We start from the raw sequence: 18,087 nt of genomic DNA on the forward strand, positions 1-18,087 counted from the left end.
GCTCGGATACCACTGGGGCAAGCCGAGCAAGGCGCCCCATTCCCTGTTTTGCCGGAACGATGGCTGGGCCTTTAGAAGAAGCCCTGGTCGATGGTGATGGTGTCGCCAGGCATGACCAGCGTGTCGAGGGTAGCCGGCTCGGGAGTGCGGCTGGCATCGTGGTCACGGATGATGGTGATGCGCCTCTCCGAGGCACGCTCGGTAAGGCCGCCGGCGAGAGCGACGGCACGACGCAGGGTCAGCCCTGGCTGGAAGGGGTAGCCGCCAGGAATCTTCACCTCGCCACTGATGTAGAACTCGCGATACTGCAGGACGCTGACCGATACACGCGGGTCGACCAGGTAGTCGCCCTTGAGCTTGTCGATGATGATCTGCTCGATCTCGGCAGCGGTTTTGCCTTTGGCCTTCACCTCGCCAACGAAGGGGTAGGAGAAGGTGCCGGCATCGGTCAGGCGGAGCTTTTCGAAGCTCAGGTCCTTTTCGCCGAACACATTGATGCGGATGACATCGCCGGAAGCGAGTTTGTACTGGGAGTTGCCCTCCGCCAGTGCAACGCCGCTATTGATCAGCAGCAGGCCGAGGATCAGTCTGGAAAAGATTCGAATGATCATGTGGCTCCTATGCTCCTGAGATGTCGAAGAAACGAAAGGGGGCCGGCGCCCCCTGTGTTTTTTCTACGGAGGCACAGTCAGAGGCTGGCGGTGAAACTGATCGAGTAGATGTTGCGTTCGTAGCTTTCGCCAATGGCGCTGGAGTCGTCTTCGGCGTATGTGTAACCGACGCCGACATCCAACCAGCGTCGCATTTCGTAAGTCACGCCCAGGCTGAACGTCTTGATCTTGTCGTCGCGGTCGATGTCCTGGTACTCCTCGTCGGCGTACGTGAAGCTGGCATCGGAGCGCAGGCGCTCGAGCCACTCGTGCCCCCAACTCAAGCTCGTGCTCTGGACGTCGATGGAGGAAGCGCCATCGTCGCCCTCGTCGATCGCGCGACGGGTCGTCAGGTTGAACTTGGAGTAGGTGCGCGGCTTCCAGTCGATTCCCACCTCCCACATCGAACCGCTGTTGTCGTCGACGTTGGAGTCGTCGAAACGCTTCTTCTCGCCACCGATCTTCACGGTACCGCTGGTCTTGGCGGTAGCGTCCCAGGTCAGACCGCCGAGCAGGGCGATGTTGTCGCTGTTGAGACGGTCATTGCTGACGTAGTCGAAGTTGGTATGGCGGGCCTCGACCAGGGCACGGGTCTTGGGCGCCACGCGGTAGTAGAAAGTAGTCCGCAGTGCAGTGGTGTCGCGCTCGTTCTCGGCGTTCAGATGGTCGCTGTTCTGGTAGCGCAACTCCTCGTAGTCGGCACCGAAATCGATCTGGGCACGAGCGGTCTGGGCGCCGTAGGTATACACCCCACCGATATTGGCGAGGGTGTACTTGTCGTTCTCCAGGTTCTGGCCGCTCGTGAGGTTCTGGTCATTGGCAGCGGTGTCCTCGACCTGATGGTAGCCGGCGTTCAACTTCAGCAGGTTGCGTGCATCGAACTTGAGCGCGGCATCGCCTGTCAGGTGGTGGTCCGTGTTGTCGTCCTTGTGGCTCGAATGAAAAATGTCGGTGTTGGCCGAGTAGGTCAGCGCGTAAGCGCTCTTGCGGCCTTCGGCGCCCAGTATGAACGTCGGCGTGATTTCGGTGATCCAGGAGGACTCCTCACCCTCCTCGACAGCCCGGAAGTTATCGTCGTACCGCTCACCCACCTTCAGCTCTGGAGTGAAGGTCAGACTGTCGGTCAGCTTGATGTATTGCGGGTCGACCGCCCAGGCATTGGCACATAGGGCAGCTGCTACGGCGGCCGCCAGGGAGCTTGCTTTCGACTTCATGCGCATAAAGACCCCAGTAATCCTTTCCTGTGGTTTTGCTGGCGGAAATAGCAAAACGTTGCCGAAGCATAAATTAGCAGCTCGCGTTGATTCAGCCGAAGCGTTCTCGTTCTAGTTCGGGCTGGCAGAGCCGCCACCACCGCTGCCGCTCGGAGCGCTGCTACTGGCGGCGGCGTTGCCCGAGCCGCCCGAGCTGCGAGGACTGGGCCCGGCCACGGTAGTGGAGGTGGACACGAGCGCGTTGTCGGCGGCGGCATCCTCGGCGGCCTCGGTGATCGCGTCGACCTGGTCCGGGGCCGCACTCGTCGCAGCGGCGGTGATCGCGACGGCCTGGTCCGGAGCTGCGGCCACGGCTGCCGCAACGATGGCGGCGGCCCGCTCCGGGGCGGCAGTCACGGCGGCGCCAACGATGGCGGCGGCCTGGTCCGGCAAAATGGACACGGCGGCAGCGACTATGGCAGCGGCCTGGTCCGGGGCGGCGGTCACCGCGGCGCCAACCATGGCGGCAGCCTGGGCCGGCAAAGCGGACACAGCTGCGGCAACGATGGCAGCGGCCTGGTCGGGAGCAGCGCTCACCGCGGCACCAACAATGGCAGCGGCCTGGGCCGGAACGGCGCTCACGGCAGCGGCGACGATGGCCGCGGCCTGGTCGGGAGCCGCGCTCACCGCGGCGCCGACTATGGTTGCAGCAGCATCGGGATTGGCGGCAACGATACCGGCGATGACGTTGACCAGGGTATTACCTTCTGCAATAGCCACGCTCTTGGCCTGGGCTTCGGTCAAGGCGACACCCGCGGACTGCAATGCGGCCAGGGTGGCCGGGTCAGCGAAGCTCTGGCCAGAAGCCAGCGCTGCCGCCAGGGCAAGGCCGGAAAGGGCTTTACGCATAGCGAACATCCTCGTTGGATACTGCATGGAATCCTGCCCTTTCCTGCTTCGAGTCCCGGGCGGTTTTCGGCTGCGACCACTCCGCTTTTTCTCGCGGCCCCTTGCGACCTGCCGCGAGCCATGCTCGTCAACCTGAGTCTCCGGACACGCTACCGCCCCAGATTTTCGGCCTTCATCTGAGTGCGGTGGTGTGCTGGATCAAAGATTTTCAAAAGCAGTGCATTACGCCCCGCGCGCCGAACAAAGCTCAGCGCACCGTGACGATTGGAAGGATAGTTGGAGGGGCGATCATGCAGACTGACGCCTGTATCGCCCCCAGAGCCGCTAGTCGGATTCCCTTCTGCCTTTACGCTGTCGCTGCCCCATGGGCATGTCGGTGCAAGGCGATGCCGTGTCAGCCCTGTAGGGTGGATAGCGCTTTTCTATCCACCAGCGAGGCCGTGCAAGACACCGATGGTGGAAATCCCCAAAGGGATTTCCACCCTACGCGGCAGAGCTCGCTCCCACAGCCCTGTAGGGGGATAGCGCTTTTCTATCCACCAGCGAGGCCGTGCAAGACACCGATGGTGGAAATCCCCAAAGGGATTTCCACTCTACGCGGCAGAGCTCGCTCCCACAGCCCTGTAGGGGGATAGCGCTTTTCTATCCACCAGCGAGGCCGTGCAAGGCACCGAAGGTGGAAACCCGGTAACAGCTAACGCTGACACAGAAAAATTCAGATCTCTTGATTGGCTCGAGAGACACCACGCGGTGAGGGGCCGGAACGTCTTCCTCGAGCAGAAACCGTATGACCGGTCGCTGGAATATCTTGCCTGAGCTGGGGATTGGCAAGGCGATAAGATATGTACAAAACAATGAACATGGTATTCGAATATATTATTACGTTATCCGTGGCGAACAATACGCTTATATAAACCGCCATGATTCTCGTCTTGCTTTCTTTCGAACCGCCCATGGAGTAAAAGAAGTAGGCGAAAAACAAGATTCCGTACTCGTAGAAGATCTTCAGCGTATCGCAGTGCAAGTTTGGCTTCAGCAGTTCGCCATGATACATCACGAGCGCCCTTTCGTAGGCGGTACCGGCGCCATTACCGAAGAGCAAACCGTATGGATGCAGGATCATGTCCTGGACGACCCCGGCATATAACTCATTTCTTCCCAGGGTGAGGCCGGATGGAGTTTTGCCCGTGAACTCAAGAATCACGTCATCCAGGGCCCCGCTGGTGAATATTACTATTGTAGCCACCACCAGCGCATTCACGGAAAGAACCGCAGCCCTGCTTACCAGGATGTTCTTGAGGTTGCCGGGCATCATCCACAACAACATGCACACCAGGAAACCAAGCAGGGCGATTCGCTTGAGGGTTATTATCAGGAGCAGCAAGGAGATTATGGTCAGCGCACGCTTCTTGTTCATGGCAAATGCCAAGGCAAATGCACCGAACACGAAGGACTCGGAGCCCTCGAGCGGTGACGTTGATTCTGAAATGGATAATTGGCCGAAATCCCTTGTTATCGCAGAAACAAAAAATACCGCCGTGTAGATATAAAACACACTCTCTATGGACACCCCTCTTTTCTGGAACAAAGCCAGAGGGACTATGTAGGAAGCGATGAAAAATACATCTTTCGCCCCCAACTCGAGATTTCCCCACATTATTGATATGGCTGGCCAGACCAGCAGTGCAAGGAAAGGCAGTTCCGCCTCTGAAATCTCTTTTGGGATCTTGAATTTCCTGACGGACAGAATCAATAGCGTGATTGGCAGGGCCGCATATTTTATATACCTCGCCCCATCGACCAGATAATCCAATCCTGACAGGCACGACACCACCAGGATCAGAATGAATATTCTTGAGTCATTGAGCGTTAACTTACTCTGCATCTGACTGATCTCGTGCCTGTCCGAACCCCATACGAGAGCGACTTTCGTAGGCGAGGCGGTTCCCTGCGCAACCTGAGTATCCGGACACGCTACCGCCCCCGGATTTTCAGGCCGGTATCTGACAGCGAAAAAGCGGATCCAGAATGTTCAGAAGCAATACTTACTGCCCCGCACGACGAACAGCGCACGGCGCACCACGACGAGTGGAAGGATAGTTAGGGGACGCTCGCGCGGACTGACGCCCATATCGCCCGCAGGGCCGCCAGTCGGATTCCTCCCGGTCCCCCGTGCCCGCCATGAGGGCTCGGCGTGTCATCGATGGCGAACCGGCGAAGCGTGACCCAGCCTGTGGGAGCCATGTTCCCGGCAGGCACGGGCCAATCCCGTGGGGGCGATTTCAAGCGCAGGCTCGCCCCGTGGGTAGAGATCAGGGAAAGGATGCCCATTTCAGATCTTTCTGATACCGGCCAAGGGCATGAGAACCTTCTGCTCGCGCTGCAAGAACTTGAGTAGAAGAACCACGCGCTCCTCCCCATCCATTGCCATGAAAATGGCTTCGAGGTCGGTAAAGGGTCCCTCGTTGATACGAACCCTTTCACCCACCGAGAGCAGCTCCTCCACACAAGGCACATGTTCGCGCTGCTGAAGTTGTTCGATCAGGCTGTCACTGAGAACCGCCGGCTGATTGCCAAAGCTCACGATCCGGCTGACACCCCGCGTCGAGCGCAAGGGCCCCCAGTTATCCTGCAGACTGAGATGGAGAAACAGGTACCCGGGGAATAGCGACTCTTCCGCGATTTCCCGACGGCCTTTGGCCAGCCGCTCGCGCCTGAGCTTGGGGTGATAGCAGACATACCCCTGACGCAGCAGGTTTTCCTCTGCGCGCTCTTCCTGCCGCACCTTGCACTGCACCACGTACCAGGCCCTGGACTGACTTTCCTGACTGGAGCTCATAGTAGGCGGCCTCCCCCCTGCTCGTGTCGCGGCCAGTGAAATGGAGCGCCGCGCCTCCCGACGCTACGAACATAGGGCACGTCATGGCGCGTTGCCATCTACCCCGACGGCGGGAAATCAGCCTCGTCACCTGATGTGATGAGCCCAACCTGATGCTCGAAAGGCGCTTCGGAACTGGGCTGCGGCATGTCCTTCCTTCCAGGGAACGAACAGCGGAATGGGGCGGGCGGGCCGACGAGCCCCGTCAAAATAACGACTAGCGGGGAGCCCGAATCAGCTCACTCCCCCTTCAGGCTTGATTTGTAAAAGAATTTATCTACTACGAGAGCGCACCAATGGCGGAATAGAGCCCTGCGCCACACTCAACTACTGGTTCAGGCCCCCTGTCTGCTGCCAGGGAATCCGCCCTGGGAAGCGCCGCCAGGTGGGGTTGGCGCCAGTTCACCAGAGAGCCAAGGCAATGCGCCGTCCCGCCCACCCAACGGCTCTTGAAACCAACTAACGACACCTGACGCAGGCATAGCGAAATATTTCGAATAACTTTACGAAGCGCCGCAGAAAATAGTGAATTTTGCCGCTGCTAGAATCGCCAAAAAGTCGAAAGACTGCATGATGGCGCGCAATCATGTCGAAAACCATTTCAATAATGCAGCCATACGCATTCCCCTATATCGGGTATTTCTGCCTGATCGAGGAGAGCGATATATTTGTATTTTATGACGACGTGAATTACATAAAGCGCGGCTGGATCAATCGCAACAGGATCCTGATAAACGGGCACCCACACAGCTTCACCATTCCTCTGTCGAAAGCCAGTCAAAACGAGCTGATCTGCAACATAAGAACGCACTCCTTTGAAAGGTTCAAACGCAAATTCCTCAAGCAGATACATCGCACCTATAGAAAATCTCCGTTCTACGAGATTGGCTATGAATATATTCACGATGTCCTGAGCGCCGACCACGGCTCGATTTCCGATGTCGCAGTGAGATCGGTCGAGAAGTTTTACGAGATGATCGGAGCGAACAAGAAATTCGTCCGCTCTTCGGCCTGCTTCCCACATACAAGGGGCATGACCAGACCGGATAGACTCATTGAAATAACAAAACTCCTTCACTCAGACAGCTACGTAAACTCCATAGGAGGCACTGAGCTGTATGGGAAAGATTACTTCGCGAACAAAGGCGTGAACCTGTCTTTTGTGAGGCCGAACCTGAAGAGCTACAAGCAGGCTGGCGCCCGAGACTTCGTGGCCGGACTATCCATTATCGATGTCGTCATGAACAACGACATAGAAGATATAAAAGAGCATCTGCAGTCTTATGAACTTGTTCGATAGCTGACCGTGATGAGACTGACAACAGCACCTGGACACTGAAGAGGCAACGCTCCCCCCGCCTTGCCTGAGCCGCCCCTGAAGGCGACTTCCCACTCCTGTCGAAACTCCCGAATCCCCGCGTACAAGCCATGCCCCAGGGCGACAGAGATCCAAAACGCAGCTAGCGCACGTCCTTCCGTCTAAAAGCCAGGCAGGGGCATCAGCCAGGCTGGGCCGACAAGCCACGTCAAAATAACGACTAGCGGGAACCACGAACTCGCTCAACGAACCTTCTGGATTGATTTTCAAGCGAATCAGTAGCGGTGCAACCCCTTGGAAGGAGGCATCTTTTGCGGCCGTAGCAGCAAATCGCCAGCTGCGCTTGCAACGCCAATAGCCGGGCAATCCGGACCAGCGGTCATATCGTCAAACGCTATTTGACCTATTGCGAGGCGATCCAACGCGACTACCGTTCGTCACCCATAAGTGTTGGCAACGGGCTCAACCTGAAGAAGCAGTGCAGGGGCACCGGCGGACATAACCCAGCCAGGAGAGGCGCCCCTTCAAGCCGAACTTCGGTGAGTCACCATGCGCAAGATTGCCGCCATCTTCATGGCAGGAGCCTTGTGTGCAGGATGCAACGGTCTGGTCAAACCTGATGTTTCAGGCCCCGCCACAGAGACGTACTTCTCGGTTTTTTCGGGTTTTCCGCTGCCCTACTTCTATATGGCTTCGGCCGTGCAGTGGAACGAGGAATACGCCGTCACCACCGCTCACACGCCGCTGATTCCCTACAAGAAGTACCGCTGCAGCACAGGCTGCGACCTGGTATTCATACGGCACAAGGCCAACGGCAAAATACCGAACTGGCGCACCGCGCAACCGGGCGAAAACATCACCGCCGCGGGCTCCAGCCCTTATCTGGTTGGCGGCAGCAGCCAGGGCAAGGTTTATCCGGCGCCCTTCCTCAATACCAATGAAGACAGCGGCGAACTCTACGCCATACATGACGCCCCCATCGTCAAAGGCATGTCGGGCGGCCCGGTGATGGCCGAAGACGGCAGCGTTGTCGGCATCAACATGGGCATCTACTCGGTCAACCTCAACGACGTAAGCCACCACCCGGGCTTGCAGGGGGCCCAACGCATCAGCGTGTTCATTCCCTATTCGGTCATCCAGCGCGAATGGCTGCTGCTCCAGGCGAAACTGCAACCAACGAATGAGCGACGCCTCGCCACCATCAAGTGACGCAGTGGCGCCTACCCGAGAGGGGCCATGCCCCTGTAGGGGCGAATTCATTCGCCAAGCAGGCCGAAGGCCTGCCCTCAGGACTCCAGAGGGCAGCTTCGTAGAGTGCCGGTTATCCACAGCCACGCCCCAAACACGTTTACCCAAGTCCAAATAAAACCGCGCCTGACACTGGCTCAATCAACTCCCCACCCTGCCCAGCCCAAATATCGGACCAAGGCTCGTTCCCATGGCAGAAAGCGACCAAGGAGTCTTGACCCCTACCCCTGCCCCCCCTAAAGTTGCGCCCCTTCACGCTCCCCAGAAGTTGCGAAACCCCTGGGGATGCCGTATCGGGATGCTGGAATGGAATCCGCTTTCCTCCTTCGCAGCACACCCGCGCGGCTGAAAACCGACCCTGCAACCCGTGCTGGCCCTTATGTTCAAGAACATCCTGGTTGTCTGCATCGGCAATATCTGCCGCAGCCCGACCGCCGAAGCCCTGCTCATATCCAGACTCGCCCCACGCGGGATCACCGTCGCCTCCGCGGGCATCCACGCCCTGGAAGGCAAGCCCATGGATGCCACCGCACTCGAAGTCCTGCGCGAGCATGGCGGGGACCACCCCGACCACCAGGGCCGCCAACTGACCCGCGAAATGCTGCGCCAGTACGACCTGATCCTCACCATGGAGCAGGGCCATATCCAGCGGATCACACAACTGGCGCCAGAAGCACGCGGCAAGACCTTCCTTCTCGGCAAATGGCAGGGCAACCAGGAAATCCCGGACCCTTACCGCCAGCAAAAGCCTGCCTTCGAACACGTCTACCAGCTGATGGCGCAAGGCGTCGACAGCTGGTCGCAAAAACTCTGACCCCTTGAAGAAGCGTTGCACATGACCAGCCAAAACAGCCTGCCCGTGCAGGACTCCCATGACGACGAAATCGACCTGCTCGCGCTGGCCGGCACCCTGTTGGACGCCAAGTGGATCATTGTCGGCATCACCTCCTTCTTTACCGTGCTTGGCGTTGCCTATGCCGTACTGACCCCACCGGTGTACCAGGCCACTGCCCTGGTGCAGGTGGAGGAGAAGAAAGGCGGCCTGGCCGCCATGACCGGCATGTCTGAAATGACCGAGATGTTCGGCGGCACCTCGGCAGCAGTCACGGAAATCGAGCTGCTGAAATCCCGCGCCGTGCTGGGCCAGGCGGTGAAAAACCTCAAGCTGGATGTAATTGTCGAACCCCATTACTTCCCACTGTTTGGCCAGTTCATGGCGCGGCGCTTCCAGCCCGAGCCGGGCCTGGAGCTTGCAGAACCGCTGTTTGGACTCAGTAGTTTTGCCTGGGGTGGCGAAAAGCTGGATATCTTCCAACTGGAAGTACCGGATAACTACCTGGGCGAGGAGTTGACCCTCCGCGCCGAAGACAATGGCGCCTTCACCCTGCTGAATGAGGATGATGAGCCGGTCCTGAGCGGCAGTGTCGGCGCCCAGATCGACCAGGATGGCTTCAAGCTACAGGTCGCCGTGCTGCGGGCCAGCGCTGGCACAGAGTTCAGCGTGACCAAGCAACGCCGCCTGACCACCATCCTGCAGTATCAGGGAGACGTGGGTGCGAGTGAGCGTGGCAAGGAGTCCGGCATTATCGCCCTGTCGCTGGAAAACGAAGACCCGGCCCAGGCCACCCGCGTGCTGGATGAAGTGAGCCGGCTCTACGTGCTGCAGAACGTGCAGCGCAACTCCGCCGAAGCAGCTCAGAGCCTGGAGTTTCTCCAGGGCCAGCTGCCAGAAGTACGCAAGCAACTAGAAGAAGCGGAAGCCAAGCTGAACAGCTACCAGACCAGTGCCCGCTCGGTTGACATCACCATCGAAACCAAGGCGGTGCTGGACCAGATCGTCCAGCTGGAAACCCTGATAGCTGAGCAAAAACTCAAGCGTGCCGAGTTAGAACGCCGCTTTACCCGCCAGCACCCCAGCTACCAAGCGCTCATGACTCAGATGGGCCAGCTGGAGCAGACAAAACGCGACCTGATGAAGAAAGTGGAACACCTGCCGGAAACCCAGCAGGAACTGCTGCGTCTGACTCGTGATGTGCAGGTGGGCACCGAGATCTACACCCAGTTGCTGAACAAGTCCCAGGAGCTGGATATCCTGCGGGCGGGCACCGTAGGCAACGTACGCATCATCGACGCCGCCGACGCCAACATCGAGAAACCGGTCAAGCCCAAGAAAGCCTTGATCGTCCTGATCGCTACCCTGCTCGGCGGTCTGATCGCCGTCGCTTATGTGCTGGTCCGCAAGGCGCTGAACCGTTGCGTAGAAGACCCGGACGTGATCGAGCAGATGGGCCTGCCGGTCTATGCCTCCATCCCCCATAGCAAGGTGCAGGCTACCCACGAACTGAACTTCAAGGGCAAAAGCAAAGACGCCAGCAACAGCAGCTCGCACCTGCTGGCAGTGACCAACCCGGCCGACCTGGCGGTGGAGTCCCTGCGCAGCCTGCGCACCAGCCTGCACTTCGCCACCCTGGAGGCGAAGAACAATATCCTGATGATCTCCGGCCCCAGCCCCACCGTGGGCAAGTCGTTCGTCTCCAGCAACCTGGCCGTGATCGTTGCGCAGACCGGACAGCGGGTGCTGCTGGTGGATGCCGACATGCGCAAGGGCTACGTCCACAAGATGTTCCGCCAGGAGGCGGAAAACGGCCTTTCCGACCTGCTGGCCGCCCGCATCGATCTGGACAAGGCAACCAGCCGCACTGAAGTGGAAAACCTGGACCTGATCACCCGCGGCCAGATTCCGCCGAACCCATCGGAACTGCTGATGCACGCCAACTTCACCCAGTTCCTGGAGCAGGCCAGCAGCCGCTACGACCTGGTGATCGTCGACACCCCGCCGATCTTGGCAGTTACCGATGCCGCCCTGGTAGGCCGCCAGGCCGGCACCAGCCTGATCGTGACCCGTTTCGGCATGAACGCCGCCAAGGAAATCCTGCTGACCAAGCGGCGTTTCGAACAAAACGGCATCGACCTCAAGGGCGCCATCTTCAACGCCGTGGAGCGCAAGGCCTCGGCCTATGGCTACTACGGCAACTACGCCTACTATCAGTACGAGTACAAGTCGGACAAGGCGTGATCCACACCCGCCTTCCGCTGTGGAAGAAAAGTGAGGCTGAGGCCGGGGGAAGGGAACTTCCCCGGCCTTTACCCCACTAAGCGGCTACCATTTCGCCAGGCATCCTGGCGCGCGCCCAGAAGGAGAGAGCGCATGGCGGGCAAGCATGCACTTCCCCACTGGTACCTGATCCAGTGCAAACCCAGGCAGGATGCCCGGGCCGAGGAGAATCTGGCACGCCAGTCCTACAAATGCTTCCGCCCCACCTGCACGGTGACCCGCCGGCGCGCCAACGGCGAACAGCAATGCCTCGAATCGCTGTTCCCCGGTTACCTGTTCATTCAGCTCGATCGAGTCACCGATAACTGGCACCCGATCCGCTCCACACGCGGCGTCAACCAGTTGGTGCGCTTCGGCGAGCAGCCTGCAATAGTGCCGGACGAACTGATCGACAGCATCAGGCAACGCCTTGCCACCCCGGCTGAACCCACTCCCCACCTCGCGCCCGGTGACCGGATACGCCTCACCGCCAGCAACTTCAAGGACCTGGAAGCCATCTTCCTGTCCCAGGATGGCAACCAGCGCGCGCTGATCCTCCTGCAGCTGCTGCAGCGCGAACACACCATCAGCGTGCCGCTGCGCAGCATCGACAAGCTCTGACGGCGGAGCTGTAGGAAAAGCCGACAAAAGCGCTGAAGGCTGGAGGCCGAACGAAAAGCGGGATGTGGGGGCGAATTCATTCGCGCAGCGGCCCCGTAGGGTGGACCACGCTTCACCGGCCCACCATTGGAAGCTCGCCCAGGCTCCGCTAGTGGATGAAAAAAGCGACATCCGAACTGTAGGAAAAGCCGACAAAAGCGCTGAAGGCTGGAGGCCGGACGAAAAGCGGGATGTGGGGGCGAATTCATTCGCGAAGGGCCGCGCAGCGGCCCCGTAGGGTGGACCACGCTTCACCGGTCCACCATTGGAGGCTCGCCCGGGCTCCGCTGGTGGATGTGAAAAGCGACATCCACCCTACGCACGGGGACAATTCGTTCAGCCTCCAGCCTTCAGCCTTCAGCCTTCAGCCTTCAGCCTTCAGAGCTGATGGGTTTCGCTTCGCTCTACACCATCCTACGCACTGGTGCGCGGCACGCCCTAAAAACCGCTGACAAGCTATCTCGACCCTGCTCGAAGAAAAGCTCACGGACCAACACGGCCAAGACGAAAGCAACATCCACTGACAGCCATGTCAGGGTTTTAATGTAGGAAATCGCCCCATCCTGACTGTAGGAAAAGCCGACAAGAGCGCTGAAGGCTGGAGGCTGGACGAAAAGCCCCAAGGCTGGGCCGGGCAGCGCTCCGCTTCAGCCCACCAACAAAGCTCGGCATGAGCAAAAACGGAGCGTACGTGCTTTACCCGGGAGCGCTCAGCAACAGCCAAATGGGCCATAGCCAACGGTCCCCACCAGGGAGCCCACACAAGCAATTGCAGAACGATCGATACATTTCCCGACAAGTACGCCGCAGCCTTCCTGCCAGAAGCGCCCATACCAACTGGGCGAATTTTCCACAGTTCGCCAGATCAGTTCCCGCTCGCCCCCCGCAAATTCATCGCGACCCGACACAAATTCTGTCAAGAGCCCATGCTAGAGCGGCCCGCCGCAAAGTTCCGTGCCAAGCTGTCCACTCGTCAGCTGCATCAAATGAGAATGGATGCCGGGCTTCACAACTGTGATCCATTACGTAGAATGCTCGCGCGAATTCGGCATTTCAGTTCTTACAAGGAGCAGGCCGATTCCTACAGGATGTAAGGAAGGTTGCCACCCCGCAGCCAATCCGCCAGGGAACGCCCCCCTGATGGGCACAAGCCGGACGCAGATCCGACTGCTCACCGCATCCACCCTACCTGCCGTAAGCACCGGGCCTTGGCCTGGAGCATTGGCGCGCCATTGCCGACGTTTTCAGGGATCGACGCAAAACCCTGGGGCGGTAGCGTGTCTGAAGGTACCCGGCGCACAACGCCGACATAGCAGCATCAGGGCCAGGCCACAGCCTGGTAGCCAGAGAAAGGAAGACCTCCGCACGAGCTCCGGGGTTCCTTGCGGTGCAACATTACCAACGCACAATTCCGTAGCTCCCCCTGATAGTCGCTATCGCATAAGGCAACCCCCTCCGGGTCGACTCGAACAAGGACCGTCAACGTCGTGCCACACAGCAGCCAAGCCCAGACCATGCCGAACTCACAACAACTCAAGCATCGCCGTGGCACCCGCGCCCAACAGGCCCAGGCCACTCCCCAGCTCCGGCAGCCGCCGCACCTCAACCTGATCGGCAAACGCGAACCCAATGCGCCCGTTAGCCGTGGCCTGACCTTCTGGGGTCAATGGGCTGCGGCCATGGGCATGGTGAGCCTGTTGCTCTGCGCCCTGGCGCTCTACAAGACCGGGCAGTTCGAAACGCAATACCGCATGCTCGCGCTGTTTGCCCTGTTGGGCTCGGTGCCGGCCTACTCGCTGGTGAGCGTCTATCACAAGCACCACGGTTACCTCGCAGGCCTGGCGCGGCTGCTGGCAGGCTGGATGGTGCTGCTCTCCGGCCTGACGGTCGTGGCCTTCCTCACCAAGACCACCGAACTCTTCTCGCGTGAGGTCATGATCCTCTGGGCCGGCCTCGGCTTCGCCGTCCAGGCCTGCCTCTTCCTGCCCCTGCACGCGTTCTCGCGGCGCTACTACCGCAACCTGCAGTCGGCCCGTACCTCACTCATCATCGGCACCAGCGGCCTAGCACTGGAACTGGCGGACAAGCTGGTCCGCGTTCGCCAGGAGCCCCTGGTAGGCCTGGTCACCGCCGACGACGAGCCCCACCTGGATGACAGCCTCTACCCCATAGTCGGCAACCTGGCCGGCCTGCGGGTCCTGATCGCCGAGCACAGGATTCGCCGCCTTTATATCGCCCTGCCCCTTTCCGCCGCCGACCAGATCGAAGGCCTCTACATCGACCTGCTCGACGCCAACGTCGACGTGGTGTGGATCCCCGACCTGCAAAGCCTGAAGCTGCTCAACCATTCGGTAACCGACATCGATGGCCTAGCCGCCATCAACCTCAATGAAAGCCCCCTGACCAGCTACCCCACCGCGGCCCTGACCAAGGCCGCCCTGGACCGCAGCGTCGCCCTGCTCGCCATCATCCTGCTCAGCCCGCTGCTGCTTGGCACGGCCCTCGCCGTGAAGTTGTCGTCCCCCGGACCAGTGTTGTTCAAACAGAAGCGCCACGGCTGGAACGGCAAGGTGATCAAGGTCTGGAAGTTCCGCTCCATGCGCGTACATGCCGACACCGAGGTTAAGCAAGCCACCCGCGGCGATACCCGTGTTACCAAGGTCGGCGCCTTTATCCGCCGCACCTCCATCGACGAATTGCCGCAGCTGTTCAACGTCCTGCAGGGCCGCATGTCCCTGGTGGGCCCGCGCCCCCACGCCGTTGCCCACAACGACTACTACACCGGCAAGATCGACGCCTATATGGCCCGCCACCGCATCAAGCCCGGCATCACCGGCCTTGCGCAGATCAGTGGCAGCCGCGGCGAAACCGAAACCATCGACAAGATGGAAAGACGCGTAGAAATGGACCTTGCCTACATCAATAACTGGTCCATCTGGCTGGATCTCAAGATCCTGATCAAAACGCCATTCACCCTGCTCTCCAAGGACATCTATTGATCCTGCACGGCTGCTCGACTCCGTAGGAGCGAGCCGGCTTGCGAATGAATCGTTTCCTGCCCCTTATCAGCAGGCCGGGCCTGCCTAACAAATGCCCGGCTCGCTAGCATGATGCACTACACCCGCCCCAGGATCGGAGCGGGCTCAGGAACGAGCTAAAGGACTACCCCATGCTTTACCCGGACATTCAGCACCACGGTGCCGTCAACGGCGTAACCGGCTCCTGCCATCAGTTACTGATGGATGCCCAGCACAGCCTGCTGGTGGATTGCGGCCTTTTCCAGGGCGCGGAAACCTCTGCCGATGGACGAGCCGATGCCGGTCAATTGGGCATCGACTTCGACATCTCCACCCTGAAAGCGCTGGTGTTGACCCACGTACACATGGACCACGTAGGCCGGCTGCCTTATCTCCTGGCCGCCGGATACCAGGGCCCGATCTTCTGCAGCCAGCCTTCTGCCCACCTGCTGCCGCTGGTACTGGAAGATGCATTCCAGTTCACCTTCGGGCGCAATCCGCAGCAGCTGCAGAAATACCTCAAGCTGATTCGCCAACGTCTGATGCCTCTCCCCTACCGCACCTGGCATAGCCTGATCGACACCCCCGACCTGCAAGCACGCATCCGCCTGCAGCGGGCCGGTCATATCCTGGGCTCCGCCTACATCGAGTGCGACCTCCGCTATCCCCGGCAGGCAGAACAGAAGCGCATCGTCTTCTCCGGCGACCTGGGCGCTACCCACACGCCCCTGCTGCCAGCACCAAAATCTCCCTGGAAGGCCGACATCCTGGTACTGGAAAGCACCTACGGCGACCGCCTGCACGAAGACCGCCGCACGCGCAAACAACGCCTGAAAGCCATCATCGAACAAGCCCTGGCCGACAACGGCACCGTGCTGATCCCCGCCTTCAGCATCGGCCGCACCCAGGAACTGCTCTACGAGCTGGAAGACATCATCCACCAGGCAACCAACTCCAAAACCTCCCCCGACTCCCAGCTTGTCTCCCCTCGCCCGCCTGCGGGAGAGGGGCCGGGGGAGAGGGAAACCACCGCAAACGGAAAAGCCTTCGACGGCGATGGCATAGACCCCGCCACCACCCACTGGCCCACCCTCCCCGTCATCCTCGACTCACCCCTGGCCACACGCTTCACCCAGGCCTACCGCGACCTCCAGCACTTCTGGGACGCGGAAGCACAAAAGCGCATCAAGGTCGGCCGCACGCCGCTGGGCTTCGAGCAACTACTAACGGTAGAAAGCCACGACGCCCACCTGCGCATGGTGCGCCACCTCGCCACCACTGCCCGCCCCGCCATCGTCATTGCCGGCAACGGCATGTGCAGTGGCGGACGCATCGTCAACTACCTGAAGGCCATGCTCGGCGACAAACGCCATAACGTGCTGTTCGTGGGCTACCAGGCACGCGGCACAGCCGGCCAGGTGATTCAGCAGTTCGGCCCCAAGGGTGGATATGTCGACCTGGATAATGAGCGTTTCGAGATCCGGGCCGGCATCCAAACAGTTGGTGGTTACTCAGCCCATGCCGACCAGCAGGGGTTGGTCAACTTCGTGACACGCATGCGGCATTGGCCGAGCGAAATTCGGTTGGTCCATGGCGATGTAAGCGCAAAGCAATCACTCGGCCATGTAATCCGAAGACACTACGAACAAGGCAACCGCTCGGGACGAATCCATACCGGTTACCAATAGCCACGTCACCGAGCCAACGCCAAACCTTTACCCCACCAAAGCCCAAAGCTTTTGGTGCTTACAACATTCGATCGATTCAAGCCCTAAGGAAGATCCATGAAAGTCACCGTATTTGGCATCGGCTACGTCGGCCTGGTGCAAGGAGCAGTTCTGGCCGAGGTAGGCCACGACGTTGTCTGCGTCGATGTGGATGCCAATAAGGTCGAACGACTCAAGCAGGGCCATATCCCGATCTATGAGCCTGGGCTGGAAAACCTGGTCAAGGAAAACCACGCAGCAGGCCGCCTGAACTTCACCACCGATGCAGCCGCAGGGGTGAAGCATGGGGAGGTTCAATTCATTGCGGTCGGCACCCCGCCGGATGAAGACGGCTCCGCTGACCTGAAGTACGTGCTTGCTGTGGCAGAAACCATTGCCCTCAATATGGAAAGCCACCAGATCATCATCGATAAATCGACCGTGCCCGTTGGCACCGCCGACAAGGTGAGTGCTCGTGTTGCAGAAATCCTGGTCGAGCGTGGCCGTGAGGATCTTACTTTCGATGTGGTTTCCAACCCGGAATTCCTCAAGGAAGGGTCTGCAGTCAACGACTGCATGCGCCCCGACCGCATCATCATCGGCACCAGCAGCAAAGAGACCGAAGAGGTGATGCGGGAGCTTTATGCCCCATTCAACCGCAACCATGAAAAGATCATTGTCATGGACGTGCGCAGTGCAGAGTTGACCAAGTACGCCGCCAACTGCATGTTGGCCACCAAGATCAGTTTTATGAACGAAATGGCCAACTTGGCGGAAAAGCTGGGCGCTGACATTGAAATGGTCCGCCAAGGCATCGGATCCGACCCACGCATTGGATATCACTTTATCTATCCGGGTGCAGGTTACGGTGGTTCGTGTTTTCCAAAAGACGTTCAAGCCCTTATTCGCACTGCGGACAGCATAGACTTCGATGCCAAGGTCCTGAAATCGGTTGAAGCACGGAACCACGAGCAGAAGACCGTGCTTTTCCGAAAAATTCTCCAGCATTTCAATGGGGACATCAGAGGAAAAACTTTCGCACTTTGGGGGCTCAGCTTCAAACCCAACACGGACGATATGCGGGAAGCACCCAGCCGCATACTAATGGAGGCGCTTTGGAAAGCTGGTGCAAAAGTACAAGCCTATGACCCAGAGGCAATGGAAGAAGCTCAGCGCATATACGGAAACCGAGACGACTTAAGTCTTTGCGGGACCAAAGAAGCAGCATTAAAAAGTGCAAATGCACTTGTTATAGTCACCGAATGGCAGGCATTCAAGGCGCCTGACTTCGACCTAATCAAGCAGCAACTAAAACACGCCATAGTCTTTGACGGCAGGAATCTATTTGACCCAGCCCGAATAAAGAGAAAAGAAATTCAGTACATTTCTATTGGCAGATAGATCAACCACCAGT

13 protein-coding genes are annotated in these 18,087 nt (G+C 59.3%); 8 read left to right on the forward strand and 5 right to left on the reverse strand.

Annotation, left to right across the window (positions count from 1 at the left end; all coding sequences use genetic code 11):
* Nucleotides 1-71 precede the first annotated feature (71 nt).
* From ACFPU0_RS01545 to rfaH (ACFPU0_RS01565), 5 genes are all read right to left on the reverse strand, one after another.
* Complete coding sequence (locus tag ACFPU0_RS01545; RefSeq protein ID WP_377691031.1) at nucleotides 72-611, reverse strand: polysaccharide biosynthesis/export family protein; 540 nt, start codon at nucleotides 609-611, stop codon at nucleotides 72-74.
* Nucleotides 612-688: 77 nt separating this feature from the next.
* The gene (locus tag ACFPU0_RS01550) at nucleotides 689-1,864 is read right to left on the reverse strand and encodes an outer membrane beta-barrel protein (RefSeq protein WP_377691032.1); all 1,176 of its coding nucleotides are present in this window, start codon (nucleotides 1,862-1,864) and stop codon (nucleotides 689-691) included.
* A 111-nt stretch (nucleotides 1,865-1,975) separates the two neighbouring features.
* A complete protein-coding gene (locus ACFPU0_RS01555) occupies nucleotides 1,976-2,752 on the reverse strand; it encodes a hypothetical protein (protein ID WP_377691033.1) in 777 nt (258 codons plus the stop codon).
* 715 nt (nucleotides 2,753-3,467) lie between these two features.
* Entirely contained in the window at nucleotides 3,468-4,637 is a 1,170-nt protein-coding gene (locus tag ACFPU0_RS01560; RefSeq protein WP_377691034.1) for a hypothetical protein, read from the reverse strand.
* A 447-nt stretch (nucleotides 4,638-5,084) separates the two neighbouring features.
* Nucleotides 5,085-5,591, reverse strand: a complete 507-nt coding sequence (gene rfaH, locus ACFPU0_RS01565; protein ID WP_377691035.1) for a transcription/translation regulatory transformer protein RfaH — start codon at nucleotides 5,589-5,591, stop codon at nucleotides 5,085-5,087.
* A 625-nt stretch (nucleotides 5,592-6,216) separates the two neighbouring features.
* On the opposite strand from rfaH (ACFPU0_RS01565), the gene ACFPU0_RS01570 reads away from it, so the two are divergent.
* From ACFPU0_RS01570 to ACFPU0_RS01605, 8 genes are all read left to right on the forward strand, one after another.
* Complete coding sequence (locus ACFPU0_RS01570) at nucleotides 6,217-6,930, forward strand: WbqC family protein (RefSeq protein WP_377691036.1); 714 nt, start codon at nucleotides 6,217-6,219, stop codon at nucleotides 6,928-6,930.
* Between the two features lie 567 nt (nucleotides 6,931-7,497).
* Entirely contained in the window at nucleotides 7,498-8,157 is a 660-nt protein-coding gene (locus tag ACFPU0_RS01575) for a serine protease (protein ID WP_377691037.1), read from the forward strand.
* Between the two features lie 418 nt (nucleotides 8,158-8,575).
* A complete protein-coding gene (locus ACFPU0_RS01580) occupies nucleotides 8,576-9,010 on the forward strand; it encodes a low molecular weight protein-tyrosine-phosphatase (protein ID WP_377691038.1) in 435 nt (144 codons plus the stop codon).
* Between the two features lie 21 nt (nucleotides 9,011-9,031).
* Nucleotides 9,032-11,272, forward strand: coding sequence for a polysaccharide biosynthesis tyrosine autokinase (locus ACFPU0_RS01585; RefSeq protein ID WP_377691039.1), 2,241 nt, complete (start codon nucleotides 9,032-9,034; stop codon nucleotides 11,270-11,272).
* Between the two features lie 132 nt (nucleotides 11,273-11,404).
* Nucleotides 11,405-11,911 (forward strand): transcription/translation regulatory transformer protein RfaH, encoded by a 507-nt coding sequence (gene rfaH / locus ACFPU0_RS01590; RefSeq protein WP_377691040.1) that lies wholly within the window; start codon nucleotides 11,405-11,407, stop codon nucleotides 11,909-11,911.
* A gap of 1,646 nt (nucleotides 11,912-13,557) precedes the next feature.
* On the forward strand, nucleotides 13,558-14,949 hold the full coding sequence (locus tag ACFPU0_RS01595; protein WP_377691335.1) for an undecaprenyl-phosphate glucose phosphotransferase: 1,392 nt from the start codon (nucleotides 13,558-13,560) through the stop codon (nucleotides 14,947-14,949).
* A gap of 170 nt (nucleotides 14,950-15,119) precedes the next feature.
* Complete coding sequence (locus ACFPU0_RS01600; RefSeq protein WP_377691041.1) at nucleotides 15,120-16,655, forward strand: MBL fold metallo-hydrolase RNA specificity domain-containing protein; 1,536 nt, start codon at nucleotides 15,120-15,122, stop codon at nucleotides 16,653-16,655.
* Nucleotides 16,656-16,751: 96 nt separating this feature from the next.
* Nucleotides 16,752-18,074 carry a UDP-glucose dehydrogenase family protein gene (locus tag ACFPU0_RS01605; protein ID WP_377691042.1) on the forward strand — a complete coding sequence of 441 codons (1,323 nt, stop codon included), beginning with the start codon at nucleotides 16,752-16,754 and terminating at the stop codon, nucleotides 18,072-18,074.
* The last annotated feature ends 13 nt before the right edge of the window (nucleotides 18,075-18,087 follow it).

Origin of the sequence: Pseudomonas sp. GCM10022186 (assembly GCF_042656385.1) — a bacterium.
GTDB lineage: Bacteria > Pseudomonadota > Gammaproteobacteria > Pseudomonadales > Pseudomonadaceae > Metapseudomonas.